General features: G+C 73.2%; 28 protein-coding genes. 16 read left to right on the top strand and 12 right to left on the bottom strand.

From position 1 onward, the window contains the following. Positions 1-53 precede the first annotated feature (53 nt). Positions 54-719, top strand: coding sequence for an alpha-ketoglutarate-dependent dioxygenase AlkB family protein (locus tag WMF33_RS41250; protein ID WP_437333735.1), 666 nt, complete (start codon positions 54-56; stop codon positions 717-719). Positions 720-784: 65 nt separating this feature from the next. Here WMF33_RS41250 and WMF33_RS41245 read toward each other — a convergent pair whose 3' ends face one another. Further along, on the bottom strand, positions 785-1,759 hold the full coding sequence (locus tag WMF33_RS41245; protein WP_437333734.1) for a hypothetical protein: 975 nt from the start codon (positions 1,757-1,759) through the stop codon (positions 785-787). Continuing rightward, positions 1,756-2,658 carry an SPFH domain-containing protein gene (locus tag WMF33_RS41240; protein ID WP_437333733.1) on the bottom strand — a complete coding sequence of 301 codons (903 nt, stop codon included), beginning with the start codon at positions 2,656-2,658 and terminating at the stop codon, positions 1,756-1,758. Before WMF33_RS41240 ends, WMF33_RS41245 begins: the two co-directional genes overlap by 4 nt. A 123-nt stretch (positions 2,659-2,781) precedes the next feature. On the opposite strand from WMF33_RS41240, the gene WMF33_RS41235 reads away from it, so the two are divergent. After that, positions 2,782-4,182, top strand: a complete 1,401-nt coding sequence (locus WMF33_RS41235) for a serine/threonine protein kinase (RefSeq protein ID WP_437333732.1) — start codon at positions 2,782-2,784, stop codon at positions 4,180-4,182. Between the two features lie 34 nt (positions 4,183-4,216). Here the strand turns inward: WMF33_RS41235 and WMF33_RS41230 are convergent, their stop codons facing one another. Both WMF33_RS41230 and WMF33_RS41225 read right to left on the bottom strand, forming a co-directional pair. Next, complete coding sequence (locus WMF33_RS41230; protein ID WP_437333731.1) at positions 4,217-4,939, bottom strand: polyprenol monophosphomannose synthase; 723 nt, start codon at positions 4,937-4,939, stop codon at positions 4,217-4,219. Positions 4,940-5,027: 88 nt separating this feature from the next. After that, positions 5,028-5,624 carry a GyrI-like domain-containing protein gene (locus WMF33_RS41225; protein ID WP_437333730.1) on the bottom strand — a complete coding sequence of 199 codons (597 nt, stop codon included), beginning with the start codon at positions 5,622-5,624 and terminating at the stop codon, positions 5,028-5,030. A gap of 242 nt (positions 5,625-5,866) precedes the next feature. Here WMF33_RS41225 and trxA point away from each other — a divergent pair, with 242 nt between their 5' ends. The 13 genes from trxA (at position 5,867) to WMF33_RS41160 (ending at position 17,719) form a co-directional block, all read left to right on the top strand. Further along, a complete protein-coding gene (gene trxA / locus WMF33_RS41220; protein ID WP_061622051.1) occupies positions 5,867-6,190 on the top strand; it encodes a thioredoxin in 324 nt (107 codons plus the stop codon). 294 nt (positions 6,191-6,484) lie between these two features. Further along, positions 6,485-7,510 (top strand): type I glyceraldehyde-3-phosphate dehydrogenase, encoded by a 1,026-nt coding sequence (gene gap, locus WMF33_RS41215; RefSeq protein WP_437333729.1) that lies wholly within the window; start codon positions 6,485-6,487, stop codon positions 7,508-7,510. Positions 7,511-7,514: 4 nt separating this feature from the next. Continuing rightward, complete coding sequence (locus WMF33_RS41210; RefSeq protein WP_437333728.1) at positions 7,515-8,750, top strand: phosphoglycerate kinase; 1,236 nt, start codon at positions 7,515-7,517, stop codon at positions 8,748-8,750. Continuing rightward, positions 8,747-9,589: a triose-phosphate isomerase gene (tpiA, locus tag WMF33_RS41205; RefSeq protein ID WP_437333727.1), complete on the top strand. Its 843-nt coding sequence runs from the start codon at positions 8,747-8,749 to the stop codon at positions 9,587-9,589. The genes WMF33_RS41210 and tpiA overlap by 4 nt, the downstream gene beginning before the upstream one ends. 138 nt (positions 9,590-9,727) lie before the next feature. Continuing rightward, on the top strand, positions 9,728-10,000 hold the full coding sequence (secG, locus tag WMF33_RS41200) for a preprotein translocase subunit SecG (protein ID WP_044986773.1): 273 nt from the start codon (positions 9,728-9,730) through the stop codon (positions 9,998-10,000). A gap of 6 nt (positions 10,001-10,006) precedes the next feature. After that, positions 10,007-11,677 (top strand): hypothetical protein, encoded by a 1,671-nt coding sequence (locus tag WMF33_RS41195; protein ID WP_437333726.1) that lies wholly within the window; start codon positions 10,007-10,009, stop codon positions 11,675-11,677. Beyond that, a complete protein-coding gene (locus WMF33_RS41190) occupies positions 11,674-12,348 on the top strand; it encodes an acyltransferase (RefSeq protein WP_437333725.1) in 675 nt (224 codons plus the stop codon). Before WMF33_RS41195 ends, WMF33_RS41190 begins: the two co-directional genes overlap by 4 nt. Further along, complete coding sequence (locus WMF33_RS41185; protein WP_437333724.1) at positions 12,345-13,457, top strand: DegT/DnrJ/EryC1/StrS family aminotransferase; 1,113 nt, start codon at positions 12,345-12,347, stop codon at positions 13,455-13,457. Before WMF33_RS41190 ends, WMF33_RS41185 begins: the two co-directional genes overlap by 4 nt. Positions 13,458-13,554: 97 nt before the next feature. Next, positions 13,555-14,505 (top strand): LysR family transcriptional regulator, encoded by a 951-nt coding sequence (locus WMF33_RS41180; RefSeq protein WP_437333723.1) that lies wholly within the window; start codon positions 13,555-13,557, stop codon positions 14,503-14,505. Positions 14,506-14,603: 98 nt separating this feature from the next. Continuing rightward, positions 14,604-15,695 carry a redox-regulated ATPase YchF gene (gene ychF, locus WMF33_RS41175; RefSeq protein ID WP_437333722.1) on the top strand — a complete coding sequence of 364 codons (1,092 nt, stop codon included), beginning with the start codon at positions 14,604-14,606 and terminating at the stop codon, positions 15,693-15,695. A gap of 243 nt (positions 15,696-15,938) precedes the next feature. Continuing rightward, complete coding sequence (locus tag WMF33_RS41170) at positions 15,939-16,313, top strand: hypothetical protein (RefSeq protein WP_437333721.1); 375 nt, start codon at positions 15,939-15,941, stop codon at positions 16,311-16,313. 144 nt (positions 16,314-16,457) lie between these two features. Beyond that, the gene (locus tag WMF33_RS41165; protein WP_437333720.1) at positions 16,458-17,096 is read left to right on the top strand and encodes a hypothetical protein; all 639 of its coding nucleotides are present in this window, start codon (positions 16,458-16,460) and stop codon (positions 17,094-17,096) included. After that, positions 17,093-17,719, top strand: a complete 627-nt coding sequence (locus WMF33_RS41160) for a hypothetical protein (RefSeq protein WP_437333719.1) — start codon at positions 17,093-17,095, stop codon at positions 17,717-17,719. Before WMF33_RS41165 ends, WMF33_RS41160 begins: the two co-directional genes overlap by 4 nt. Before the next feature lie 65 nt (positions 17,720-17,784). On the opposite strand, the gene WMF33_RS41155 is transcribed toward WMF33_RS41160, so the two are convergent. Next, positions 17,785-18,339, bottom strand: coding sequence for a DUF4142 domain-containing protein (locus tag WMF33_RS41155; protein WP_437333718.1), 555 nt, complete (start codon positions 18,337-18,339; stop codon positions 17,785-17,787). Between the two features lie 282 nt (positions 18,340-18,621). Here WMF33_RS41155 and WMF33_RS41150 point away from each other — a divergent pair, with 282 nt between their 5' ends. Next, positions 18,622-18,894 (top strand): hypothetical protein, encoded by a 273-nt coding sequence (locus WMF33_RS41150; protein ID WP_437333717.1) that lies wholly within the window; start codon positions 18,622-18,624, stop codon positions 18,892-18,894. Positions 18,895-18,937: 43 nt separating this feature from the next. Here the strand turns inward: WMF33_RS41150 and WMF33_RS41145 are convergent, their stop codons facing one another. The 7 genes from WMF33_RS41145 to WMF33_RS41115 form a co-directional block, all read right to left on the bottom strand. Next, positions 18,938-19,294 (bottom strand): 2Fe-2S iron-sulfur cluster-binding protein, encoded by a 357-nt coding sequence (locus WMF33_RS41145; RefSeq protein ID WP_437315423.1) that lies wholly within the window; start codon positions 19,292-19,294, stop codon positions 18,938-18,940. Next, entirely contained in the window at positions 19,294-21,294 is a 2,001-nt protein-coding gene (hscA, locus tag WMF33_RS41140) for a Fe-S protein assembly chaperone HscA (RefSeq protein WP_437333716.1), read from the bottom strand. The genes WMF33_RS41145 and hscA overlap by 1 nt, the downstream gene beginning before the upstream one ends. Continuing rightward, positions 21,291-21,827 carry a Fe-S protein assembly co-chaperone HscB gene (gene hscB, locus WMF33_RS41135; RefSeq protein ID WP_061623028.1) on the bottom strand — a complete coding sequence of 179 codons (537 nt, stop codon included), beginning with the start codon at positions 21,825-21,827 and terminating at the stop codon, positions 21,291-21,293. Before hscB ends, hscA begins: the two co-directional genes overlap by 4 nt. A gap of 56 nt (positions 21,828-21,883) precedes the next feature. Continuing rightward, the gene (locus WMF33_RS41130) at positions 21,884-22,360 is read right to left on the bottom strand and encodes a HesB/IscA family protein (protein WP_437333715.1); all 477 of its coding nucleotides are present in this window, start codon (positions 22,358-22,360) and stop codon (positions 21,884-21,886) included. A gap of 48 nt (positions 22,361-22,408) precedes the next feature. Next, on the bottom strand, positions 22,409-22,858 hold the full coding sequence (gene iscU, locus WMF33_RS41125; protein ID WP_061623030.1) for a Fe-S cluster assembly scaffold IscU: 450 nt from the start codon (positions 22,856-22,858) through the stop codon (positions 22,409-22,411). A gap of 63 nt (positions 22,859-22,921) precedes the next feature. Beyond that, positions 22,922-24,139, bottom strand: coding sequence for an IscS subfamily cysteine desulfurase (locus WMF33_RS41120; RefSeq protein ID WP_437339565.1), 1,218 nt, complete (start codon positions 24,137-24,139; stop codon positions 22,922-22,924). 17 nt (positions 24,140-24,156) lie between these two features. Continuing rightward, a complete protein-coding gene (locus tag WMF33_RS41115; RefSeq protein WP_437333714.1) occupies positions 24,157-24,768 on the bottom strand; it encodes a MerR family transcriptional regulator in 612 nt (203 codons plus the stop codon). Between the last annotated feature and the right edge of the window lie 157 nt (positions 24,769-24,925).

Raw genomic sequence — 24,925 nt, 5'->3', positions numbered from 1 at the left:
CGCCCCATCGGCGCTGCCTGGCGCGCGCGCGGCGAGCGCGCTAGTCGGTCCTCGTGCGCACGCGGATCGAGCACCTCGTCGAGGGCGGCTGGTTCGCCCTCCTCGATCCGTGGCTCCCGCGCGCCGAGGCGGACGCGCTCTTCGAGGCGCTGCGGGCCGGCGTCGCGTGGCGGCAGGACAAGATCAAGCTCTTCGGCAGCGAGTTCCTCCAGCCGCGGCTGTCGGCGTGGTACGGCGACCCCGGCGCGATCTACACCTACTCGGGGCTGACGCTTTCGCCCGACCCGTGGTCGCCGCCGCTCGCCGAGCTCAAGGCGCGCGTGGAGTCGGCGTGCGCCGAGCTCCCCGTGGCCGAGCCGCCGCGCGCGTCGCGCGCGCCACGCCCAGCATTCAACAGCGTGCTCTTGAACTACTACCGCGGCGGCGACGACTCCATGGGCTTCCACGCCGACGCGGAGAAGGAGCTCGGGCAAAATCCGCTGATCGCCTCCGTGTCGCTCGGCGCGCCGCGCCGCTTCGTCATCAAGCCCGCCCGGAAATGGAAGGACGCTCCCGCGGTCGAGCTGGAGCTCGGCGGGGGGAGCCTCCTCGTGATGGGCGGGACCACCCAGCACCACCACCGCCACGGCGTGCCCAAGCAGCGCGGCGCGGGGCCGCGCATCAACCTGACCTTCCGGCGCATCCTCGGGCAGGGCCCGCGCGCCGGGGCGGGGGCGTAGCGCGGCAGCGCGCCGCCCTGGCGACGGCGCGCCGGGAGGCCGGGCGAGCCCCTCCCGCCGCGCGGTCAGGCGAGCTCGCCGCCGCCGAGGAGCAGCGCGGCGAGCTCCCCGGCCCGCTCCGGCGTCGCCGCGTCCTGGGCAGCGACCGTAATGGCGCGGATCTCCTCGGTTTTCCATCCGCCGTGGCCGCGCTCGCGCCCCGGGCTGGACGCGGGGATCCGGACGCGCAGGAGCTCGCCGGACGCCACGACGGCGAGCTCCACGCCCTCGCCGCCCGGCCCGCCGTCGTCGCGGGAGACGGGCACCACGACGGCGCCGCGCGCCTCGAGCGCCCGCGCGAGCCGGGCGCTCGGCGCTTCGGCCGGGCCGAGCGGTGTCGACCCGCCGAGCGGGGCGAGCGCCGTGGCGAGCTCGACGGACGCGACCGCCTCGGCCGCGCGCGTGCCGGCGCTGCGCACGGCGCGCTGCAGCCGCTCCGCGCGCTCGCCGTCGCGGTCGAGCGCGGCGCGGTCCGCCGGGTCGAGCCGCACCACGCAGCGGACCAGCGCGACCCCGCCGCTGCTCGGGACCTGCGCCGCCTCGAGCCGCGCGCGGCGGAGCATCGCCGCGCCGCGCGCGTCGCCCGAGGCCTCGAGCAGCGCCGCCGCCCCGCCGAGGACCGCGTCGGGGGGCGGCCGCTCCGTCGCGGCCGGGAGCGCGGCCTCCCGGTAGACGTGGTTCCAGCCGCGCCCGACGCCGGGCAGGCGCAGGAGCGGCGTCAGATCGGCGAGCTCCGTCTCCGGGGTGCGCACCGCGCTCGCGAACGCGTCCTTCGCCGCCGCGAGGCGGGCCGCGTCCGCCGTGAGCGCCGCGAACGCGGGCGCGTCGACGGCGAGCGAGAGGCGCAGCGCGCTCACCTCGCGCGAGCCGATCGTCCACCGCTGGGGCGGCCCGGCGAGCGCGAGCTCGGCGCCGGCGACGAGGGCCGACAGGCCGCGCTCGCCGCGCGCCTCGAGCAGCGCCACGGCCGCGGCCTTGAGCGCGGTCAGCGCCGGGATCACGCCCCGCCCATGCGCCCGCGCCGCGCCGTGCGCTGCTCCTCGAGCGCGGCGTCCGCCTCGATGGCGGCCTCGGCCTCGCGCTGCGCCTCGGCGTCGACCGGGTGGTGCCCCTCGCGGACGCGCACCGGCTGCACCTCGGTCGCGGCCGCCTCCGCCATGGCCGCCGCGGCGTGCCGCACGTCGTCGTAGGGCTTCGCGAGGTCGAAGATCACCTTGGTGTTGCCCTGGCTCAGGTTCGCCAGCGCCTCGAAGCGCCGGAGCTCCATCGCCCCGGGGGAGCGCGCGAGGATGCTCGCCGCCTCGGCGAAGTTCTTCGCGCTCTCCACGTCGGCCTCGCTCTTGATGATCACGTAGCGCCGATCGCGCTCGGCGATGGCCCCCTTCGCGAGCACCTCCTGCATCTGCGGCGGCAGCGCGATGTCCTGGAGGCCGATCATCTCCACGTGCAGCCCCCACGCCTCCGCGACCGCCTCGACCTGCGCGCGCACCTTGGCGGCGACCTCCTCGCGGTGGGCGAGCAGCTCGTCGAGCCGCGTCTCGCCCACCACGTCGCGCAGCACGACCTTGGCGCGGTCCTTCATCGCCGTCTCGTAGTTCTCGACGGCCAGCGTGGCCTTCTCCGGATCGACGACGCGGTAGTAGACGACCGCGTCGACCATCGTGGTCACGTTGTCGCGGGTGATCACCATCTGCCGGAGGAGATCGCGGTTCTTCATCCGCATGTCGATGCGCCGGAGCTCCTGGAGCCCCGGCAGGTACATCGTGACGCCCGGGGACACGCGGCCCGTCAGCTTGCCGAGCGTGAAGCGCAGCGCCGCCTCCCACTGGTTGATCTGCCGCAGCCCCGAGGCGAGGTAGGCGACCGTGAACGTCGCGAGCAGGGTGAGGATCAGGGTCATGGCCCGTCGACTCTAGCAGAGCGCTCCACGGTGGCGGCGCGCGCCGGGCGCGGACGTCCGCGGTCGCGCCGGCACGGCTTCGCCCTGGTGCCGGTGCGCGGGCGGTGTACCCTCGCTCCCGCGATGAGCACCGAGCCGAGCCAGGCGTTGCGCGACGGGCGCTACGTGGTCACGCGCGCCCTGGGCGAAGGGGCTCAGGGGCACACGCTCGAGGCGGTCGACAAGCGGCTCGGCAAGCTCGTCGCGATCAAGCGGTTCCAGATCCGCGGCGCCTCGAGCTGGAAGGGCGTGGAGCTCGCCGAGCGCGAGGCGCGCGTGCTCGCCTCGCTCTCGCACCCGAGCCTGCCCGCCTACCTCGATCATTTCGAGGAGGACGGAGCGCTCTTCCTCGTGATGGAGAAGATCGACGGCGAGAGCCTCGGCGCGATGCGCCGCCGCCGCGCGGTGCTCGGGCGGGACGAGATCGTCCGGTTCCTGCGCGACGCCTCGGGCATGCTCGACTACCTGCACGGCCGCGCGCCGCCGGTCATCCACCGCGACATCAAGCCCAACAACGTGATCCGCAGGCCTGACGGCTCCTTCGCGATCGTCGATTTCGGCGCGGTCCGCGATCGCCTGCGCCCCGAGGGCGGGAGCACCGTGGTCGGCACCTTCGGGTACATGGCGCCGGAGCAGTTCCAGGGCCGCGCGCTGCCCGCGTCGGACGTCTACGCGGTCGGCGCGACCGCGCTCTGCCTGCTCACCGGCGAGGAGCCGGAGAACCTGCCGCACCGGGGGCTCGCGATCGACGTGGCCGCGGCGCTCGGCGGCCGCGCGGATCCGGGCCTCGTGCGGGCCCTCTCCGCGATGCTGGAGCCCGATCCGGAGCGCCGCGCCGCGCGCATCGCGCCTCTGCTCGCGGCGCTCGACGCGGGCGGCGGCGCCTCGGAGCGGCCGCGCGCCGGGCGCCCCTCGGAGCGCGACGCGCGCACGGCGTACCGCGACGCGCGCAAGGCGGAGCGCGAGGCGCGGAAGGCCTACCGCGACGCGCGCAAGGCGGAGCGGCGCGCCCGCAAGGAGGACCGGCGCGCGCGCGAGCACGACGAGGCAGCGGCGCCGTGGCGCGGCCTCGACGGCCTGCCGCTCGCGGGCGCGCTGTTCGGCCTCACGGTCGCGCGCATCGCGGTCGGCCTCGCGCTCGGGGTGGTCGTGCCGACGGTGCTGACGCTGCTGTCGCTGGTGTTCGGCCGGGTGCTGCGCGAGCAGGCGGCGCCGAGCGTGCGCCGGGCCGGCCGCGTCGCCGAGCTCGCGCTGCGCCGCGCCACCCGCGCCGTCCGCGGGCGCCCCGCGCCGGACGGCGCCGCCCAGCGCGATCAGGGCGCGGCGGCGCGCGTGCGCGTCGAGGACCAGGAGGCCCCCGGGCGCTCGCGCATCCATGACGCCGACGCCGACGAGGCGCTGGACGAGGAGCTCGACGCGCCGGAGGCCGACGGGCGGACCCGGTCGGCCGCCGCGTCGAGGCCGTCGAGGACGGGCGGCGGTTGACGGCGGGTCGAGCGCGCTCCTGCGGGCGCGGGGGTCAGATGCGCCCGCGCGCGGCGTCGAGCTTCAGGCGGAAGACCTCGACGATCGCCTCGGCGAAGATCCGCCGGCTCATCTTCGAGTGGCCGGCGCGGCGGTCGACGAACACGATCGGCACCTCGACGACGCGGAGCCCTTTGCGGAGCGCCCGGTAGGTCGTCTCGATCTGGAAGGCGTAGCCGTTCGAGCGCACGCCGCCGAGATCGAGCGCGAGGAGCGCGCGCCGCGTGAACGCCTTGTAGCCGGTCGTCATGTCGCGGACGCCGACGCCCAGGATGGTGCGCGCGTAGAGCGAGCCGCCCTTCGAGAGCGCGTGCCGCCCGAGGCCCCAGCCCTCGACGCCGCCCCCCGGCATGTTGCGCGAGCCGAGGACCACGTCCGCGCCCCCGGCGATCGCGTCGAGGAAGGCGGGCAGGTGTCCCGGGTCGTGCGAGAGGTCCGCGTCCATCTCGAACGCGACGTCGTAGCCGCCGTCGAGCGCGCGCTGGAACCCCTCCAGGTAGGCCGTGCCGAGCCCGAGCTTGGCCGGTCGGTGGAGCACGCGGACGCGCCCGTCGCGCGCGGCGAGCGCATCGCCGAGGGCGCCCGTCCCGTCGGGCGACGCGTCGTCGACGACGAGCACGTGCGCGTCCGGGACCGTCGCGAGGACGGAGCTCACGAACTCGGCGAGGTTGTCTCGCTCGTTGTACGTCGGCGTGATGACGAGGATTCGGGGGGCCATCCTGGCTCGGCGCTGCGCGAGCGGGCGCTCGTGCGGCGAATCGTGCGGCGAATCGTGCGCGTCGTGCTGCGCGGGCGTCCGCCAGCGCTCAGGCCTCCGGTTCGTCGGCCGGCACCGGCACCGGCGCGATCGAGAGCACCGCCGGCGCGTAGACCGCGACCGCGATCGCCTCGTCGGGCGCGCGCGCCTGGCCGTCCGCGAGGCGGTGGAGGATGTACGGCCGCGTCAGCTGCTGATGCTTCGCGGGGAAACGCGTACCGAGCAGGTAGCCGTAGAGGCGCTTCAGATCGTCGAGGCCGCGCGGCGTCGTCGCGGCGAGGTGCATGCCGCCGTCGATGCGCATGACCGTCACGTCGCCCTCCCGCCTGGCCGCGCCTCGGATCGGGAGCACGGCCTCGTAGCCCCACCGCGCCGGCGGATCGTTCTCGGGATCGCCTCTCAGGCCGAACAGCGGGTCCTCGGCGATCGTGAGCTTCTGCCGCGCGGCCACCGCGGTCAGCCGCGCGAAGGCGGCGCGGAGCGCGGGGAGCGTGAGGGCGCGCTCGAGCGGCACGACGAGCGCCCGGGCCGTCTGTCGCCACGTCTCCTCGACGTCGTAGCCGCCCGTCGTCGCCGCGGCCGCCGCGGGAGCGCCGCGGCCTCGCGGGCGGCCGAGGTGCTTCGGGGGAGGTTCGTCCGACGCCATCCGGGTCGGTCGATCTACCAAACCGGCGGCGCGAGCGGAAGGTTTCGCCGGGCGCGCGCCCGGCGCCGTGCCGGTTGGCGGTTGCCGGAGACGTGCGCGCCAGTTACTTTCCTTGCCCGACAGGGCGTCCGCTCTGCATCGGGCCGACCGGCTGGAGCAGCCTCGGTCAACTCGTGGGGTCGCACCCTCCGCACAGGGGTGCGGCCCGGAACCTGAACAGCGCGGCACCGACGGAGACAAACATGGCGAGCCAGAACGTCCACACCCTCACCGACCAGAATTTCGAGGCCGAAGTCCTGAAATCCCCCGTCCCCGTTCTCGTGGATTTCACGGCCACCTGGTGCGGGCCCTGCAAGGCGCTCGCCCCGATCGTCGACAAGATCGCGGACGAGTTCCAGGGCAAGGTGAAGGTCGCCAAGCTCGACATCGACGGCGCTCCGGAGACCACCCGCAAGTACGGGGTGCGGAGCGTTCCGACGGTGATGGTGTTCCAGGGCGGCGAGAAGACGGGGCAGCAGGTCGGCCTCACGACCCGCGAGAAGCTCATCCAGCTCCTCGGCGTCTGAGCCGAGCGCTCCCCGCCTGGAGGCCTGCGCGACGAAGCCTCGCCAGCGCGCCGACCGAAGCGCCGACCGAAACACCCGCCCGCCCGAACGCCCGACCGAACGCCCGCCCGACCGAACGCCCGCCCGCACCTCCGACCGAACGCCTCGCCCGACCAGCCGGCCCCGGCGCGCACCTGCCGCTGCGCCGCGGCGAGAGGCCGCTTCATCGCCTGCGTCGCGCGCGCTGAGGCTTTGCTTGACCGTCGCGCGCGAGGTGACTACGTATCGCGCCGGCCACTTTCCCAGGAGTTCGTGATGGCGACGAAGATCGCAATTAACGGTTTTGGACGCATCGGACGCTGCATTGTCCGCGCGCTCTACGAGCGCGGCGTGAAGGATATCGAGCTGGTCGCCATCAACGACCTGACGGATCCGAAGACCCTCGCCCACCTCTTCCAGTACGACTCGATCCACCGCGAGTTCAAGGCGGCGAAGGTCGGCGCCGGCGACAAGTACATCAGCATCGGCGACCAGAAGATCGAGGTCCTCGCGCTGAAGGACCCGGCCGAGCTGCCGTGGAAGAGCCTCGGCGTGGACATCGTGCTCGAGTGCACGGGCCTCTTCACGGACAAGGCGAAGGCCGCCGGCCACATCAACGCGGGCGCCAAGCGCGTGATCATCAGCGCGCCGGCCAAGGGCCACGACCTCACGGTCGTCATGGGCGTGAACGACGAGCTCTACGACGCGCAGAAGCACACGGTCATCTCGTGCGGCTCCTGCACGACGAACTGCCTCGCCCCCATCGCCAAGGTGATGCTCGACAACTTCGGCATCGTCCGCGGCCTGATGACGACGGTGCACTCGTACACGAACGACCAGCACCTGCTCGACATCCCGCACCGGAAGGGCGACCTGCGCCGCGCGCGCGCCGCCGCGGTCAACATGATCCCCTCGAGCACCGGCGCCGCGAAGGCGCTCTCCGAGGTCATCCCGGCGCTCAAGGGCAAGTTCGACGGGCTCGCGATCCGCGTCCCCACGGTCGACGTCTCGCTCGTGGACCTCACCCTCGAGACCGAGAAGCCGATCACGAAGGACAGCATCCACGCCGCGATGAAGCAGGCCGCGGAGCAGGGTCCGATGAAGGACGTCCTCAACTACACCGACCGGGAGCTCGTCTCGGGCGACTTCATCGGCTCGCCGGCGTCCAGCACGTTCGACGCCACCATGACGTCGGTCCTCGGCGACCGGTTCGCGAAGATCTTCTCGTGGTACGACAACGAGTGGGGCTTCTCGAACCGCATGATCGACCTCGCGCAGCTCGTGGCGAAGAAGGGCGTGTAGCGCCGTGAAGCTCACCGGAATCCGCTCTGTCGAGGACCTCGCCGCGGCCGGCGACGCCGGCGGCCTCAGCGGCAAGCGCGTCTTCATCCGCGTCGACTTCAACGTCCCGCTCGACAAGAAGACGGGCAAGATCACGGACGACTCGCGCATCCGCGAGGCGATCCCGACGATCAAGCTCGTCATGGAGGCGGGCGCGAAGGTGATCCTCGCGTCGCACCTCGGCCGCCCGAAGCCGGGCAAGACCGAGGGGCTCTCCCTGGAGCCGTGCGGTGGGCGGCTCAGTGAGCTCACCGGCTACGAGGTCCATCTGCCCGACGACTGCGTCGGCGACTCGCCCAAGAAGGTCATCTACGACCTGCGCGCGGGCCAGATCTGTCTCCTGGAGAACCTCCGCTTCCACGAGGAGGAGGAGAAGGACGACGACGGCTTCGCGCGCCAGCTCGCCGAGCTCTGTGACGTCTACGTCGACGACGCCTTCGGCGCCGTGCACCGCGCCCACGCGTCGGTGCACGCGCTGCCGCGCCTCGTGCGCGAGCGCGCCGCCGGCCTGCTCCTCCTGAAGGAGCTCAAGGCGCTCACCCGGCTCACCGATCGCCCGGAGAAGCCGTACGTCGCCGTCCTCGGCGGCGCCAAGGTCTCTGACAAGATCGACGTCGTCGAGGCGCTCCTCAACGTGGTCGACACCCTGTGCATCGGCGGCGCGATGGCGAACACCTTCCTCGCCGCGCAGGGCAAGAACGTGCAGAAGAGCCGGATCGAGGAGGACAAGCTCCCGCTCGCGCGCACGATCATGAGCAAGGCGCGCGATCGGGGCATCCAGCTCCTGCTCCCCGTCGACGCCGTGGTCGCCTCGGGCATCGACGCGACGCAGGGCGAGGCCGCGTCGGTCGACGCGATCCCCGAGGGCACGATGGCGCTCGACATCGGCCCGCGCTCTGTCGATCTGTTCGGCAAGGCGATCGAGAAGGCGAAGACGGTGTTCTGGAACGGCCCGATGGGCCTCTTCGAGACGCCCGCCTTCTCCAGGGGCACGTTCGACGTCGCGCGCATCATGAGCGGCGCGTCCGGCTTCACGGTGGTCGGCGGCGGCGACAGCGCGGCGGCGGTCAAGCAGGCCGGCGAGCAGATCGCCAAGGGCTTCGATCACATCTCGACCGGCGGCGGCGCTTCGCTCGAGCTCATCGAGGGCAAGCGGCTGCCGGGCGTCGAGGCGCTCCGGTCGGTCGAGGTGAGCGAGTGAAGCCCGTGAACGACGGGGGCGCGCCCGAAGCCACGGGCGCCGCCCCGCGGGCGGGCTCGCGTCGTCCGCTCATCGCCGGCAACTGGAAGATGAACGCCGGTGGGCAGGACGCCTGCCCGCTGGCGGCGGCCGTCGCCAAGGCGACCCGCGAGCTCACCCGGGCCGAGGTGGTGGTCGCGCCGCCGTTCACCGCGATCGCCGCCGTGGCGCACGAGCTCGCGGAGGCGAAGAGCGAGGTCGGCATCGCCGCGCAGAACATGAGCGCCGAGGTCTCCGGGGCGTTCACCGGCGAGATCTCCTCGGGCATGCTCAAGGACGCGGGCGCGACCTGGGTCATCCTCGGCCACAGCGAGCGGCGGCAGCTGTTCGCGGAGACCGACGAGGCGGTGGCCCGGAAGGTCGCCTCGGCGATCGCGGCCGAGCTGCGCCCCATCGTCTGCGTCGGCGAGACGCTCGAGCAGCGCGAGGCGGGCGACACGCTCGCCGTGGTCGAGCGCCAGGTCCGCGCCTTCCTCGACGAGCTCGCCAAGCAGCCCGGCTTCGGCGTCATCGCCTACGAGCCGGTCTGGGCGATCGGGACGGGCAAGGTCGCGCGCGCCGAGGACGCCCAGGAGGTGCACGCGTTCATCCGCGGCCTGCTCGCGAAGGCCTCGGAGGACCTCGCCGGCGTCACGCGCATCCTCTACGGCGGCAGCGTGAAGGCCGACAACGCCGAGGGGCTGCTCGCCCAGGACGACATCGACGGCGCCCTGGTCGGCGGGGCCTCGCTCGACGCCGCCGGCTTCGCCAAGATCGTCGACGCCGCGCACCGACTGGCGGAGCGCGCCGAACAGGGGTAGATCGGCGGGCCGCCCCCGCCTCGCGGCGGGGGCGCCGGGCCTGCCCTCTCGGCTACCTCGCACCCCTCTCGCACCCCTCTCGCACGTTTGCCCCTGGGCCCGTCGCGCAGGCCAGAACGACCCAGCAGAAAGACGCCGATGCTTCACACGTTCCTCAACATCGTGCACGTGTTCGTCTGTCTGTTCCTGATCCTCGTCGTGCTCCTCCAGCAGGGCCGCGGGGGCGGGATGGGCTCGGCCATGGGCGGCGCGACGGCCCAGGTGTTCGGCGGCCGCGGCGCGGGCAACTTCATGACCCGCCTCACGGCCATCTGCGCCGCCGTCTTCATGACGACGAGCGTGGCGCTCGCCTACCTCTCGTCGGCGGGCGACCGCGAGCTGCGCGAGTTCGAGCGATCCCAGGAGAAGTAGGCTCGCGTGCTGCGGCCCGCTCCCGCGCCGGGGAGGGAGGCGGGCAGCGCGCTCGACGCGGGGTCGTTCGCGGCTGGGGCCGTGACCTCCGCCGTCCCTCTCGCGCGCGACCTTGCCCTCGTCGCCCTCGCCAAGGCTGCTGTCTCCGCGCTGGTCCTCGCGCTCGGCTTCCGCGCGGTCAGCGACGACGACTTCGCGCGCGTGGTCCTCGCGCAGGCGTGGGCCCACGCGCCCCGGCTCGACCCGACCGGGACCAGCTGGCTCCCCGTCCCCTTCTGGCTCAACGGCGCGCTCTTCCGCGTCTTCGCGCCGACCCTCGAGGTCGCCCGCGCCATCGCCTTCGCGCTCGGCGTCGCGTCGTCCGCGCTCATCTACATCTCCGCCCGCTGGATCACGGGCGACCGCCGCGCCGCGCTCGCCGGCACGCTGGTCGCCGGCGCCTTTCCGTGGAGCGCCTGCCTCGGCGTGGCGACGGTCCCCGAGCTGCCGACCGCGGCGCTCACGCTGTTCGCGGTGGCGTCGCTCGTCACGCCGCCGGCCGGGCCTGCGCCCCCGGCCGGCCGCGCCCTCCTCGGCGCGCTCGCGCTCGCGCTGGCGACGCTCTCCCGGTACGAACCCTGGCCCGTCGCCGCCGTCTTCGCGGCGATGGCGCTGCTCTCGGCCGCCCGCCTCGGCCAGGGCCGCGCCGCGCAGGCGACGCTCGCGCTCGCGGCGCTCGCGGCGCTCGCCGGGCCCGCCGCGTGGATCGCCTGGAACCGCGTCGCCCACGGGGAGGCGCTGCACTTCCTCGCCCGCGTCGCCTCGTACCGCAGCGCGCTCGGCCCGGGCAGCGACGGCTCCCTGCTGCGGCTCTTCGCGTATCCCGCCGCGATGGTCCGCGAGGAGCCCGAGCTCTTCCTGAGCCCCATCGCCCTCGCCCTCGTCGCCTGGCGCGCCCGCCGCGGCGCCGCGCCGGGGGCGGCCCGCCCGTTCCCGCCGCTCCTCCGCGCCGCCCGGCCGTACGCGCTCCCCGGCGCGGTCGCCGCCCTCCAGATCGCCGCGCTCTCGCTCGCGCTCGTGCGCGACGGCGCGCCCACGCATCACCCCGAGCGCGCCACCCTCCTCGCCTTGCTCCTGCTCGCGCTCGCCGTCGGCGATCTCCTGGCGCGCGCCTTCCGCGGCGCCTCGTCCGGGGCGCGGCGGGCGCTCGGCGGCGCGCTCCTCGCCGTGCTCTGCGTCGGCCTCTTCTTCCGCCCGCACCTCCGCCGCGAGCACTTCAACCCGCGGACCGACGAGGTCGCCATCGGCCGCGCCGCCGCGGAGCTCACGCCTCCCTCGGCGCCCCTCCTGATCGAGGTCGTCGACTATGGCCACCTCGCGACGCTCGCCGCCCTGGGCCGTCCCTGGGGCGCGCACCCGGATCGCTCGATCGACCCGCGCGATCCTCCGGTCCGCTCGAGCTTCGACGACCCCGCGTCGCTCGCGCGCCGCGCCGCCGGGCTGGGCGCCGACTACCTCATCGGGCGCGTCCGCCCGCCGGTGCTCGACCTCGCCGGCCCGCCGCTCGCGACGCGCGGCGCCTTCGGGCTCTGGGCCGCGCCCTCGGCGGCCGGCGCGCCGGAGAACCGCGCCGCGCCGGAGGACCGCGCCCGGCGCCCCGCGCCTCCCGCCGACCCGGCGCCGGAGGCCGCGCCGTGAGCCAGCCCGCGAGGCCGTTCTTCGCGCACGCGTCGGCGTGCATCGACCAGCCGTGCGACATCGGCGAGGGCACGAGGATATGGCACTTCTGCCACGTCTCCGCGGGCGCGCGCATCGGTCGCGACTGCGTCCTCGGGCAGAACGTCTTCGTCGCGGGCACCGCCGTCATCGGCGATGGCGTTCGGATCCAGAACAACGTGTCTGTCTATGACGGCGCCCTGGTCGAAGACGACGTGTTCCTCGGCCCCTCCGCCGTCCTCACCAACGTCGTCAACCCGCGCGCGCAGATCGACCGCCGCGCCTTCCTCGACAGGACGCGCCTTCGCCGCGGCGCCACCGTGGGCGCCAACGCCACCATCGTCTGCGGCGTCACGATCGGGCGCCACTCGTTCATCGGCGCCGGCGCCGTGGTCACCCGCGACGTCCCCGACTACGCGCTCGTCACCGGCGTGCCGGCCCGGCGCACCGGCTGGATGAGCCGCCACGGTCACAAGCTCGTCGCCTCGGGCGACGGCCTGATGCGCTGCCCCGAGAGCGGCTATCGTTACGAGCGCCGCGGCGAGCTCGTCCGTTGCCTCGACCTCGACGAGGACGCGCCGCTGCCGGCGCCCCGCGCCGCGGCCGCGCGCCATTACCGCGATCTCCCCCCGGCGGAGGGCGACGAGGGATGACGCCGCCCGTCCCCTTCTTCGATCGCGCCCGCGGCGATCTCGCCATGCAGGACGAGCTCACCGCCGTGTTCCAGTCGGTGGTCCAGAGCGGCCGCTACATCCTCGGTCCGGAGGTCGAGGCCTTCGAGTCGGAGTGCGCCGCGTACCTCGGCGTCCGGCACGCGATCGGCGTCTCGTCCGGCACCGACGCGCTGCTCGCCGCGCTGATGGCGCTCGGCGTCGGCGCGGGCGACGAGGTGGTGTGCCCCGCGTACACCTTCTTCGCGACCGCGGGGGCCGTCCATCGCACCGGCGCGCGGCCGGTCTTCGCGGACGTGCTCCCCGGCTCCTTCAACCTGGATCCCGCCTCCCTGGCGCGCGCGCTGACCGCGCGCACCCGGGCGGTCGTCGCCGTCCACCTCTTCGGCGCCTGCGCGCCCATGGACGAGCTCCTCGCCGTCGCGCGGGGCGTGCCGGTCCTCGAGGACGCGGCCCAGGCGTTCGGCGCCGAGCACGCGGGCCGCCGCGCGGGCGCGCTCGGGCTCCTCGGGTGCTTCTCGTTCTTCCCGACCAAGAACCTCGGCGGCTTCGGCGATGGCGGGCTCGTGACCACGGACGACGGCGACCTCGCCGATCGCGTCCGCGCGCTGCGGGCGCAGGGCGCTCGCGAGAAGCATCGCCACACGCTGGTCGGCGGCAACTTCCGGCTCGACGCGCTCCAGGCGGCGCTCCTCCGGCGCAAGCTGCCGCGGCTCGGCGCGCTCCTCGAGCGGCGGCGCGATCACGCCGCGCAGTACGCGTCGCTCCTCGGCGGCGCGGGCCTGCCGATCTCGCTGCCGGACGCCCGCGACGCCGGGCACACGTTCAACCAGTACGTGATTCGCCTGCACGACGCGTCGCTGCGCGACCGCTTGCGGAGCTTCCTCGCCGCGCGGGGCGTCGGCACCGAGATCTACTATCCGGCGCCGCTCCACCTTCAGCCCTGCTTCGCGCCGCTCGGCCCGCCCGCCGGCGCCCTCCCGGTCGCCGAGTCCGCCGCGCGCGAGACGCTCGCGCTCCCCATCTTTCCGGAGCTCACCGGGGACGAGGTCGCCCGCGTGGCGGCCGCGATCCGCGCGTTCTTCGGCTGACGGTCGGCCCTCCCGCGCGCGGGCAGGAGGAGCGCGCGAGGCACCTCGAGCGAGCGCCGGGCGGCGGCCTTCGGCGGATGCGGCGTACAATCGGCGCGTGGAGGCCAAGATTCGTGAGCTCGGTTCATCGATCGACCCGAGCGAGGCCGCGCACGCGCTGAGGCTCCTGGTCGCGATCGCGGATCTGCGCTCGTTCTCCGCGGCGGCGGAGCGGCTGGGGCTCACCCCGTCGGCCGTGAGCAAGGCCGTCTCCCGCGCCGAGGCGCGGCTCGGCGTGCGGCTCGTGCAGCGCACGACGCGCCGGGTCTCGCTCACCGATCTCGGCGAGGCGTACGTCGCGCGTGGCCGGCAGCTCCTCGCGGACGTCGAGTCGCTCGAGCGCGACATCGCCGCGCGCGACCAGGCGGTGCGCGGTCCGCTGCGCGTCGCGGCGCCGGCGGTCTACGGCGCGTGCCGCGTCGCCCCGATCTGCGCGCGCTTCCAGGCCGAGCACCCGGGCGTGACCGTGGATCTCCGCTGCGGCGACCGGCTCGCCGACCTTGTCGAGGAGCGGATCGACGTCGCGGTCCGCATGGTCACCGCCCCGCCCGCCGAGCTCGTCGCGCGCCCGCTCGAGGACGACCGGCGCGGCCTCTACGCGAGCCCGGGCTACCTCCGCCGGCGCCGCGCCCCGCGCGACGCGGCCGAGCTCGGCGCGCACGCCGGGCTCCGCTATGGACCGGGCGGCGCGTCGCACGTCGTCTTTCGCCTCGTCGAGCCCGGCGGCGCCGAGGCGCCGGTGCGGGTGCCCGCGGTCTTCTCGAGCGACAGCGTCCTCGCGGTGCTCGAGGCCACGCGCGCCGGCCTGGGCCTGGCCGAGCTCCCCGCGTACCTCGTCGCGGACGACGTCGCCGCCGGCCGCCTGCGCGAGGTGCTCGCCGGGTGGCTGCCGGTGCGCCGCCGGGTCGTCGCGGTGTACCTCCCGTCGCGGTTTCTGCCCGCGCGGGTGCGCGCGTTCGTCGACCACCTCGCCGGCGCCCTACGCGCGCCGGCTCGCGCGCGGCGCTGACGGACGACCGCGAAACAATCTCGGGTCCGGAAGCCCCTTAGGGCGGATCTGCCGCGGCGCCGGGCCGCGCGACCCTCCCTGTGCTAGACGTGCGCGCCATGAGCGTCGAGGTCGGCATCGTCGGACTGCCCAACGTGGGCAAGAGCACCCTGTTCAACGCCCTGACGGCCGCGAAGGCCGAGGCGCAGAACTACCCGTTCTGCACGATCGAGCCCAACGTCGGCGCCGTCCCTGTCCCTGACGATCGGCTCGCGACGCTCGCGAAGTACATCAAGACCGAGAAGATCGTCCCCGCCATGGTGCGGGTGGTCGACATCGCCGGGCTCGTGCGCGGCGCGAGCACGGGCGAGGGGCTCGGGAACAAATTCCTGAGCCATATCCGAGAGGTAGACGCGATCCTCCACGTCGTCCGCTGCTTCACGGTCGCCGACGTCGTGCACGTCGACGGCGGCGTCGATCCGCTCCGCGACATCGACACGATCGAGACGGAGCTCATGCTGGCCGACCTCGGCTCGCTCGAGGGGATGCTGGAGCGCACGAAGAAGCAGGCGAAGGGCGACAAGGAGCTCTTGCCGAAGATCGCCCTCATGGAGCGGTGTCTCGAGGCGCTCCAGGCGGGCAAGCCGGTCCGCGGGCTCTCCTTCGACGACGAGCAGCGGAAGGTCGTGAAGACGTTCGGGCTGATCACCGCGAAGAAGGTCCTTTACGTGGCGAACGTCGACGAGTCCGACGTCTCCGGCACGGGCCCGCTCGCGGCGAAGGTGCGCGAGCGCGCCGCCTCCGAGGGCAGCGGCGTCGTGCCGGTGTGCAGCAAGCTCGAGGCCGAGCTGAACGAGCTCGCGCCCGAGGAGCGCGCGGAGATGCTCGAGAGCCTGGGCATGAAGGAGCCGGCGCTCGCGACGCTCGCGCGCGAGGCCTACCGGCTCCTCGGCCTCCAGAGCTACTACACGGCCGGTCCCAAGGAGATCCGCGCCTGGACGATCCCGGTCGGGTGCACGGCGCCGCAGGCCGCGGGGGTCATCCACAGCGATTTCGAGAAGGGCTTCATCCGGGCGGAGGTCTACAGCGTGGACGACCTCGTCGAGCACCGGACCGAGGCCGCCATCCGCAGCGCCGGCAAGCTGCGTGTGGAGGGCAAGACGTACGTCTTCCAGGACGGCGACGTCACGCACTTCCTCTTCAACGTCTGATCTCTCCGTTCCTCGAGCGCGCCCGCTCGCCGCGGGTCCTCTCGAGCGCGCGCGCAGCGCCCCTGCGCTGCGCACGCTCCTGCTGGGCGCGTGCCCCTGCTTCGCGGGCGGCGCGGCATCGCCGTTGCTCCTCGGCCGTGTGCGCAGGCGCGGTGTACCGGCCGCGACCGCCGGCGTTCCGGCCGGCCTTGCGCCTCGTGAACGGAGGCGGCGGTGCCCAGGGCGAGCGGCGGCGCGTTGTGTGTGCTGGTTCTCCTCATCTGGCCGGCGGGCGCCGCGGCGGCCTGCGTCGCTGCCGCGACCGACGTCCCCCCCGAGGAGGCGGCCGCTCCGGACCCGGGCGGCGACGCGTCGCCGGCGCCTCCTCCGCCCGCGCCGTGCGCGCTGCCGCACGGGTTCCTCGCGGGCGAGCCGCCCCGCTTCCCCGCGACGCCCGCGCCGGCCCTCGGCCACAGGCCCGCGGCGGCTCCCGGCGACGACGCCTTCGGGCGCTTCGTGCGGTCCACCGTCGCGTTCTGCGGTCCCGACGACCGGCCCTACTTCCTTCGCTACCGCTTCTACCTCACCGGCCCGTTCGCGGGCCGCTGGCGGCGCCCGCCTCTCGCCCAGCCGCTCTGACCCGACCGCGCCGCGCTGCCCCCCCCGGCGGCAGGCGCCCTCGCCGCGCGTCGCCTCCACGGCGGCGCCGCGTCGTCCGGTTTTTTGACCCCCCAGATCCGCTCGGCTACCTCCGTCGCCTTCACGGGACGAAAGGACGATCATTTGGGCGCACTCAAAGGATCCATCTCATTCTCGAAGTTCTATGTCCGCGGCGACCTCCCCGAGGGGTTCCGCGACAAGTTCGTCGAGCGAATCCGGCTCCGCGCGTTCCGGCCGCTGACGGTCGACGAGGACGCGGAGCAGCGCGCCGGGTGGTGCTCCATCGAGAACCCGCTCGATTGCGAGCTCGATCACGGCAAGATCTTCTTCAACTCGTACCTCAACCTCGGCCTCAGGACCGATCGCTGGCAGGTGCCCGCGGCGCTCTTCAAGGCGCATTTCGCCGAGGCGGAGCGGGAGCACCTCGCCAAGCGCGGCCGCGAGAAGCTCGGGCGGCGCGAGAAGGAGGAGCTCCGCGCGGTCGTGTCGAGGAAGCTCCGCGCGCAGCTCATGCCGGTGATGAAGGTCGTCGACCTCTCCTGGAACCTGGAGGCCGGCGTCGTGCGGTTCTGGAACCAGTCGCCGCGCGCGCACGAGGGGCTCGCGGAGCTCTTCGAGGACACCTTCGAGCTCGATCTCGTGCCCGAGAGCCCCTACACGGCCGCCCGCGAGCTCGGCCTGACGAGCGAGCAGCTGGCCGCGTTCGAGGTGCTCAAGCCCACCGTCTTCCACGCCGAATCGACCCTTGGAGGTGCCCTGTGAGCCTCGCCGAGCTGATCGAGCAGCGCCGGTTCGTCGGCCGAGAATTCCTTGTCTGGCTCTGGTTCGAGAGCGAGCTCTTCGAGGGCCGCTTCTCCCTCGACGCCCTCGGCGTCTGCGAGCTCTGGCTCGAGGGGCAGATCACGCTGGTCCAGGAGAAGGAGCAGAGCCGGCTCAAGGGCGCGGCGCCGAGCAGCGCCCCCGAGGCCCACGAGGCGCTGCGCCAGGGCAAGCTCCCGTCGCAGGCGCGCGTCCGCGTCACCCGCGGAGAGCTCGAGTACGCGTTCCTCTTCAACGCCGACGCGTTCGCGCTCGCGGGCGTCAAGATCCCGAGCGTCGTCAAGGACGCCGTGGACGAGCAGTTCTACGAGCGCATGTACCTCATCGAGGAGCTCGAGACGCTCTTCACGGCGCTCTACGGCGAGTTCCTCGCGCTGCGCCTCAGCGCCGCGTGGGACACGGGCGTCTTGCCGTTCCTCCGCGCCTGGGTGCGGGGCGAGCCGATCGACGCGGCCGCGTACCAGAAGCTCCGGGGCAAGCTCGCGCCGGTCCGCGGCGCGGCGAGGTCGAGGACGACCCCGCCGCCCGCGGCGGCGCCCGAGCGCGCGGCGCGCGTCGTCGCCTGAGCCGGCCCTCGGCCGAGCATTGTCCGCGCCGCGCCGCACCGCGCGCGGCCGGCGCGCCCGCGCCGCTACTTCCCCTTCACCTTGCCGTGGATCTGCTTCGCCATCGCGAGGTGCTCGCGGAGCTGCGGGAGCGTCGCCGTGGCGAAGCCCTTCACATCGGCGTCCTTCGCCTCCTTCGAGGCCTTCTCGAACTTCGCGACGTCGTGCTCGTGGTCGTCGACCATCTCGCTCATGTAGGCCTGGTCGAACTCGGTCCCTGTCTTCTGCGACAGCTTGTCGACCTTCTCGCGGTGATCCTTGTCGAGCTCCTGCGGCACGAGCATGCCCTTCTGCTGCGCGACCTGGGCGAGCCGCTTGTTCGCCGCGGAGTGGTCGTCGATCATCCGCTGCGCGAAGCGCTTCACCTCCGGGCTCGCGGCGCGCTGCTGCGCGACCTGCCCGAGCCGCACCTCGAGGAGCCCTCCCTGGCCAGCCTTCTCGACGAACTCCCGGTCAGCCTTGCTGAGCTTGACCTCGCCAGCCTGGCCTTGATGCCCTGGCGAGCCCTGCCCCTGCGCAGCCACCGAGGCCGGCAGGCTCGCTGTCCCGATCAAGATGGTGAATAAAACAGGCCTGAGCATTTTCGTCCCCTCCTTGTTCCGGCTCTCGCCGGGGGGACGCGCCGAGCGCTGCATGGAACCGGCGCGGCCGGACTCCACGGCTCGGTCCCCCGGTCGAGCCACCCGTGATCTGTCGTGAGACCCCGGCGCTCTGGCAAGGGGCAGCGGCCACGGGGCGGCCCGCCGCGGCCGTGCAACGGCCCGCGCGCTCGGCGTCGGCGCGCGGCCCTCGGCGCCTCATCGAAGGGCAAACGACCCCCAAGAACTGGGCCCAGGCTGCTCGCTCATCTACCCTCGGCGCCTGTGGTCGGCGATTTCTTCAAGCGCCTCACGAACGGCATCGTCTTCCTGCTCGCCGCCCTGACCTTCTTCCTCGTCCCCATCGGCAGGAAGACGGCCGCGCAGCACCTCGTCGCCATCGTCTCGACGCCGCCCGCCAGGGAGGCCGCCTCGGCCTTCGCCCACATCGCTCGCCGCATCACCGCGGAGGCGCGCACCGAGCTGGACAAGCTCCGCAACCCGCCGCCCGCGCCGCGCGAGCCGAAGCCGCCGGCGAAGGCGAGACCGCCGTCGTGACCCCGGCCCCGGCCGGCCCGCGCTCGGCGGGCGCGCGGAGGGCTCAGCCCTTGCGCGGATCCTTCACGTTCGGGTGCTCGTTGTAGAAGGCGTCGAGGCTCTCCCGGGAGATCTCCGCCTCGATCTCGCCGTCCCTCAGGATCTTCGCCTGACAGCCGAGGCGGCTGCTCGACCGCACGTCGAACGCCTTGTCGAGGATGTCCTCCTCGTCCTCCTCGGCCTCGCTGAGGAGCTCGCGCCCCTTCGTGACGTACACGTGGCAGGTGGAGCACGCGCAGACGCCGCCGCACGCGTCACCCTCGGGGGCGCCGACGGACTTCGATGCCTGGAGGACGGTCGACCCCACCGGGACCTCGACCTCCCACGCGCGACCGTGCGCCAGAAAGCGGACCTTGGCCATCAGCTCCTCCTCGCTTCGACGGCGGCCTGCGCCGCGCTGGCGCCGCCCGCCTCGGCCGCCGCGCGGCCCGCCTCGTCCCCGCGGTGCTCGGCCAGGTGCGCGTCCACGCCCTTCGCCGCGGCGACGTTCGCCTCGACGTCCTCGACCTGCTTGCCCGCGATCGCCTTGGCCACGGCGCGGTCCATCCGCCGCCCCGCCCACGCGCGCGTCGCGTCGTCGAGCGCGTCGGTGCGCGCCTGGATCAGCCCCGGCTTGTCGCCGCGGATCGCCGCGTCGAGGGCGCTCAGCGCCGCCTCGATCGCCTCGCGCTCGCCTGGCCCGAGCAGGTCGGCGTCCGCGGAGAGCGCCTTGCGCGTCGCCATCGCCACGCGCTCGCCCTCGACCCGCGCCTCGACGAGCCGCCGCTTGAGCAGGTCCTCCTCGCCGTGGTCGAGCGCCGCGAGGAGCATGTTCTCCACCTCCTCGTCGGTCAGCCCATAGCTCGGCTTCACCTCGACCTTCTGCTCGACCCCGGTCGTCAGCTCGCGCGCGGTCACGCCGAGCAGACCGTCGGCGTCCACGCGGAACGTCACCTCGAGCCGCGCCATGCCCGCGGGCATCGGCGGGATCCCCTTCAGCACGAAGCGCGCGAGCGACCGGCAGTCGGCGGCGAGCTCCCGCTCGCCCTGAACGATGTGCAGGTCGAACCCGGTCTGGTTGTCCGCGTAGGTCGTGAAGACCTGCCGCGCCCCGGCCGGGATCGTCGTGTTCCTCGGCAGGATCTTCTCGGCGACGCCGCCCATCGTCTCGATGCCGAGCGACAGCGGCAGCACGTCGAGCAGGAGCACCTCGTCCGCGCGCTCCATCGAGCCGGCCAGGATGTCGGCCTGGATCGCCGCGCCGAGCGCGACGACCTCCTCCGGATCGATGTCCTTGAGCGGCTCCTTGCCGAAGAGCTTCGCCACGTAGTCGCGCACGTACGGCACGCGCGTCGCGCCGCCCACGAGGATCACGCCGTCGACGTCCGAGGCCTGGACGCCCGCGTCGCGGAGCGCGCGGCGGCAGGCCGCGCCCGTGCGCTCCACGATCGGCGCGATGAGCGCGTTCAGCTCGTCGCGGGTCACGGTCACGACCTTCGACGCCGGCTGGCCGGCGCCCGCCTGCACGGGCAGCTCGACCTCGACCCGCTCCGCGTCGGTGAGCGCGTGCTTGATGCTGCGGGCGGTGTCGAGCGCGAGCCGCACCACCTCGGGCGTGCGCCGCGCCGCGCCCATCTCCTGGAGCAGCCGCTCGGCGAGCGCCCGGTCCATGTCGTCGCCGCCGAGCGCGCTGTCGCCGCCGGTCGACTTCACCTGGAAGACCCCGTCGTCGAGCAGCAGGACGGTGACGTCGAACGTCCCGCCGCCGAGGTCGTAGACGGCGAACAGGCCGTTTTGCTGCTTGTCGAGCCCGTACGCGAGCGCCGCGGCCGTCGGCTCGTTGAGCAGGCGCAGCACCTCCAGCCCGGCCAGCCGGCCGGCGTCCTTGGTCGCCTGCCGCTGGGCGTCGTCGAAGTAGGCCGGCACCGTGATCACCGCGCCGCCCACGGACCGCAGCTCGCGCTCGGCCGAGGTGCGGAGCTCCCTCAGGATCTCCGCCGACACCTCGACGGGCGTCACGACCTGGTCGCGCACCTTGAAGCGCACGCTCTTCGCGTCGTCGGGGCCCTTCGGCTCCACGAACTCGTACGGCCCGAGCCGCCGCGTCTCCGGGTCGTTCGCGCCGCGGCCCATGAAGCGCTTCACGCTGACGATCGTCTCGCGCGGGTGGCTCTGCGCCATCCGCCGCGCGCTGTCGCCCACGATCGCGTGGCCGCGCTCGTCGTAGTGCACCACCGACGGCACGAGCCGCTCGCCGTTGCAGTCGTCGATGACCACGGGCCGGCCGTCGCGCACGCGGGCGACGAGCGAGTTCGTCGTCCCGAGATCGATGCCGATCGGGCTGGGCCTTGCCTTGGGGTCGAAAATTTCGAGGAGGGTCATGTCTGATCCGCGAGTTCTTCTTCGATTGCGCTCACTTCGTCGAGGAAGCGCCGGATGTAGCGGAGCTCGCTCAGCATGGCGAGCACGCCCTTCATCCGTTCCGGGTCGCCCCCCGCGGCGGCGAAGGCCGCCTGGATGGCGGCGAGGGTCGCCTGCTCGCGCGCCCGCATCCCGTCGCCGAGGCGCGCGATCCGCGCGCGATCGCGCCGCTTCGACGCCTCGGAGAGCTCCTCGCGCGACTCCATCATCTCCATCAGCAGGGCGGGGGAGGCCTTCTGCTCGCCCTCCTCGCCCCGCGCGATCCCGGCGCGCTGGAGCAGCGCCTCGGCCCGGCGGATCGGATCCCTGAGGACGCGCAGGGCGTCGTTCGCCTCGATCGCGCGCCCCAGCGCGAGCCTCCGCTCGGCCGCGGGGGCGCCCGCGTAGCGATCGGGGTGGAGCGCGCGCGAGAGATCGCGGTGGCGCTGCTCGAGCGCGCGCAGGTCGAGGTCGAACCGAGGCTCGACGCCCAGGATATCGAAGGGATCGGTCATCACGTGCTCTGGGGAGGAGCGCCTCGGCGGCGAGGGCGGGCGCTCCCTGCGGCGGCTCAGGCCACCGTGAACGAGTGCCCGCAGCCGCAGCGCGTCGCCTCGTGCGGGTTCTTGAACTTGAAGCCCTGGTACATGAGCGTCTTCTCCCAGTCGAGCACCGAGCCGCCCAGGTAGAGGATGCTCTTCTTGTCGCAGAAGACGCGCACCGTGGCCTTGCCCGGCTCCGCGAACTCCAGGACGAAATCGCCGGATCGGGGCGGTCTGTCCTCGAACTCGATGACGTAGGAGAACCCGGAGCAGCCGCCGCCGCGGATCCCGACCCGGATGGCGCCCTCGGGCGTGCCGCGCTTGGCGAGCTGGGCGCGGATGGCCTGGACCGCCGCGTCGCTCACCGAGATCGTCCGCTTCGACTTGGCCTCCGCCTCTCCCGCGGCCCCGCTGCTCTGCGCGGGCGCGGCGTCCGCCGCGGCGGGCGCGGGCTGGGCCCCGCCGTCCGCGGCTCTGGTCGTGGTCGTCTCCTCGCTGCTCTGCATGGCGCTGCTCCCTCTCCGGTGCTCCGGGCCGCCCCGGAAGCCGGTGTGTTACTCCGCGCTCGCCGTCGCGGTGCCCTCGGCGGCGCCCGCGGGCGCGGCGCCGCCGAGCTCCTTCTTCGCCTGCTGCTTGGCCCGGAAGTCGGCGATCGCGCTCTTGATCGCGTCCTCGGCGAGGACCGAGCAGTGGATCTTCACCGGCGGCAGGTGGAGCTCCTCGGCGATCATGCTGTTCTTGATCGTCTCCGCCTCGTCGATCGTCTTGCCCTTCAGCCACTCGGTGGCGAGCGACGACGACGCGATGGCCGACCCGCAGCCGAACGTCTTGAACTTCGCGTCCTCGATGACGCCGCCCTCGCCGACCTTGATCTGCAAGCGCATGACGTCGCCGCAGGCCGGAGCGCCGACGAGCCCGGTGCCGACGCGCTCGTCATTCTTGTCGAGCGTGCCGACGTTCTGGGGGTTCTCGTAGTGCTCGATGACCTTATTGCTGTATGCCATGGCTCTCTCCTCGACCGTTTCCTTTCCTCTCGAAACCTTGCTCTGACGGGCCTGCGCGGCCCCTCAGTGGGCCGCCCACTGCACGGTGTTGAGGTCGATCCCCTCTTTGTGCATCTCGTAGAGCGGCGACATGTCGCGCAGCTTGTTCACCTTGCGGATCACGAGGTCGGCGACGTGATCGACCTCTTCCTCGGTGGTGAAGCGCCCGAGCCCGAAGCGGATGGACGAGTGGGCCAGGTCGTCGCCGATGCCCATGGCGTGCAGGACGTAGGAGGGCTCGAGGCTGGCGCTCGTGCACGCCGAGCCGCTGGAGACGGCCACGTCCTTGATCGCCATCATCATGGCCTCGCCCTCGACGAAGCTGAACGACACGTTGAGGTTGCCCGGCAGGCGCCGGTCGGGCGAGCCGTTCAGCTGGATGGCGTCGAGCTCCTTCCAGAGCCGGGTCCTGAGCCGCTCGCGCAGCGACAGGATGCGCGCCGACTCCGCCTCGCCCTCCTCCAGGAGGATCTCGGCGGCCTTGGCGAACCCGACGATGCCGGGCACGTTGAGCGTGCCGGACCGCATGCCGAACTCGTGGCCGCCGCCGTCCATCTGCGCGGTGATGCGGACGCGCGGCTTCGACCTGCGCACGTAGAGGCAGCCGATGCCCTTCGGCCCGTAGATCTTGTGGGCCGTCACCGACGCGAGGTCGACCCCCATCTGCTCGACGTTGAAGGGGATTTTCCCGACGCCCTGCACCGCGTCGCTGTGGAAGAGGATGCCCTTCGCTTTCGTGATCTTGCCGATCTCGGCGATGGGCTGGACCGTGCCGACCTCGTTGTTGGCGAGCATGATCGAGACGAGGATCGTCTTGTCGGTGATCGCCTTGGCGACGTCGTCCGGGTCGACCATCCCGTACTTGTCGACCTTGAGGTAGGTGACCTCGTAGCCCTGCTTCTCGAGCCGCTTGCAGGTGTCGAGCACGGCCTTGTGCTCGATGACGCTCGTGATGATGTGGTTGCCCTTGTCCTTGTAGAACTCGGCGACCCCCTTGATGGCGATGTTGTCGCTCTCGGTCGCGCCGGAGGTGAAGATGATCTCCTTCGGGTTCGACGCGCCGACGAACTTGGCGAGCGTCTCGCGAGCGTGGCTGACGGCCTCCTCGGCGGTCCAGCCGAAGACGTGGCTCCGGCTCGCGGCGTTGCCGAACTTGCTGTTGAAGTACGGCAGCATGGCGTCGAGGACACGCGGATCGACCGGGGTCGTCGCGTGGTAGTCCATGTAGATCGGAAGTTGGATGGCCATGATGTTCTCGCTCAGCGGTGATTCGAGCCCTGGCGGCACTGCCCATTGCCGCCGCGGATCCCGGCGACGAGCTCGGGCTCAGCCTTGCTCTTGTCGTGAAGATTACAGTTCGTGCAGGCGGCGACGAGCTCTGCCGGGTCGCACGTCTCGCAGGTGTCGAGGTAGGCGAGGCTCGCGACGAGCTCGTGTTCGAGGTTCTCGAGGTGCGCGATCTGCTCCCGCACCTCTTCGAGCTTCTGCTGGTAGACGTCCCGGATGCGCGACATGGCGCCGGGGGCCGACGAGGACGACTCCCAGGTCGAGACGATCTGCTGGATCTGGCTCAGCGACAGGCCGAGGTCGTGGAGCTTGCCGATCCACCGGACCCGGGTGAGGGCCGCGTGGTCGTAGAGCCGGTAGCGCCCCTTGGAGCGGGCGTGCGGTCTGAGCAGCCCGACCTCCTCGTAGTGGTGGATGGCCCGCACCGTCTTCCCGGTCGCCTTGGCGATGTCGCCCACCTGCAGGAGGCGCTCGTCTTCCTCGACCTCAGCGCAGCCCCCCGCCCGTGTCCCGTCCGTTCTGGACAGGAGGGACCCGTCAATGCTGTGCTCGTGCGCGACAGGGAGGTGGTGCCGGGTCGTCATGGGTGCGTCAGGTTGAAACCCTGACCCTTACGTATGCGTGAGGGTTGCGGACCTTCTAGGGCGCTGGACGGAGGCTGTCAACCGGCTTGTACTGGTACCGGCAGGGAGCGGCGCCCAGGCCGCCGGCCCGGCGGTCCCAGGTTGCGCTGGCGTCCCA

This window comes from Sorangium sp. So ce394 (assembly GCF_051474665.1).
Taxonomy (GTDB): Bacteria; Myxococcota_A; Polyangia; order Polyangiales; family Polyangiaceae; genus Sorangium; species Sorangium cellulosum_D.
Note: the sequence above shows the minus strand (reverse complement) of the source record. Positions and strands in the feature narration are given on the sequence as shown.

What these genes read in the sequence shown, in the direction of transcription:
- WMF33_RS41235 (WP_437333732.1), top strand. Translation starts at nt 2,782, where the DNA reads ATGAGCACCGAGCCGAGCCAGGCGTTGCGCGACGGGCGCTACGTGGTC.
- secG (WP_044986773.1), top strand. Translation starts at nt 9,728, where the DNA reads ATGCTTCACACGTTCCTCAACATCGTGCACGTGTTCGTCTGTCTGTTC.
- hscA (WP_437333716.1), bottom strand. Translation starts at nt 21,294, where the DNA reads ATGACCCTCCTCGAAATTTTCGACCCCAAGGCAAGGCCCAGCCCGATC.
- gap (WP_437333729.1), top strand. Translation starts at nt 6,485, where the DNA reads ATGGCGACGAAGATCGCAATTAACGGTTTTGGACGCATCGGACGCTGC.
- iscU (WP_061623030.1), bottom strand. Translation starts at nt 22,858, where the DNA reads ATGGCATACAGCAATAAGGTCATCGAGCACTACGAGAACCCCCAGAAC.
- ychF (WP_437333722.1), top strand. Translation starts at nt 14,604, where the DNA reads ATGAGCGTCGAGGTCGGCATCGTCGGACTGCCCAACGTGGGCAAGAGC.
- trxA (WP_061622051.1), top strand. Translation starts at nt 5,867, where the DNA reads ATGGCGAGCCAGAACGTCCACACCCTCACCGACCAGAATTTCGAGGCC.
- WMF33_RS41155 (WP_437333718.1), bottom strand. Translation starts at nt 18,339, where the DNA reads ATGCTCAGGCCTGTTTTATTCACCATCTTGATCGGGACAGCGAGCCTG.
- WMF33_RS41185 (WP_437333724.1), top strand. Translation starts at nt 12,345, where the DNA reads ATGACGCCGCCCGTCCCCTTCTTCGATCGCGCCCGCGGCGATCTCGCC.
- WMF33_RS41230 (WP_437333731.1), bottom strand. Translation starts at nt 4,939, where the DNA reads ATGGCCCCCCGAATCCTCGTCATCACGCCGACGTACAACGAGCGAGAC.
- WMF33_RS41130 (WP_437333715.1), bottom strand. Translation starts at nt 22,360, where the DNA reads ATGCAGAGCAGCGAGGAGACGACCACGACCAGAGCCGCGGACGGCGGG.
- WMF33_RS41115 (WP_437333714.1), bottom strand. Translation starts at nt 24,768, where the DNA reads ATGACGACCCGGCACCACCTCCCTGTCGCGCACGAGCACAGCATTGAC.
- WMF33_RS41145 (WP_437315423.1), bottom strand. Translation starts at nt 19,294, where the DNA reads ATGGCCAAGGTCCGCTTTCTGGCGCACGGTCGCGCGTGGGAGGTCGAG.
- WMF33_RS41225 (WP_437333730.1), bottom strand. Translation starts at nt 5,624, where the DNA reads ATGGCGTCGGACGAACCTCCCCCGAAGCACCTCGGCCGCCCGCGAGGC.
- WMF33_RS41240 (WP_437333733.1), bottom strand. Translation starts at nt 2,658, where the DNA reads ATGACCCTGATCCTCACCCTGCTCGCGACGTTCACGGTCGCCTACCTC.
- hscB (WP_061623028.1), bottom strand. Translation starts at nt 21,827, where the DNA reads ATGACCGATCCCTTCGATATCCTGGGCGTCGAGCCTCGGTTCGACCTC.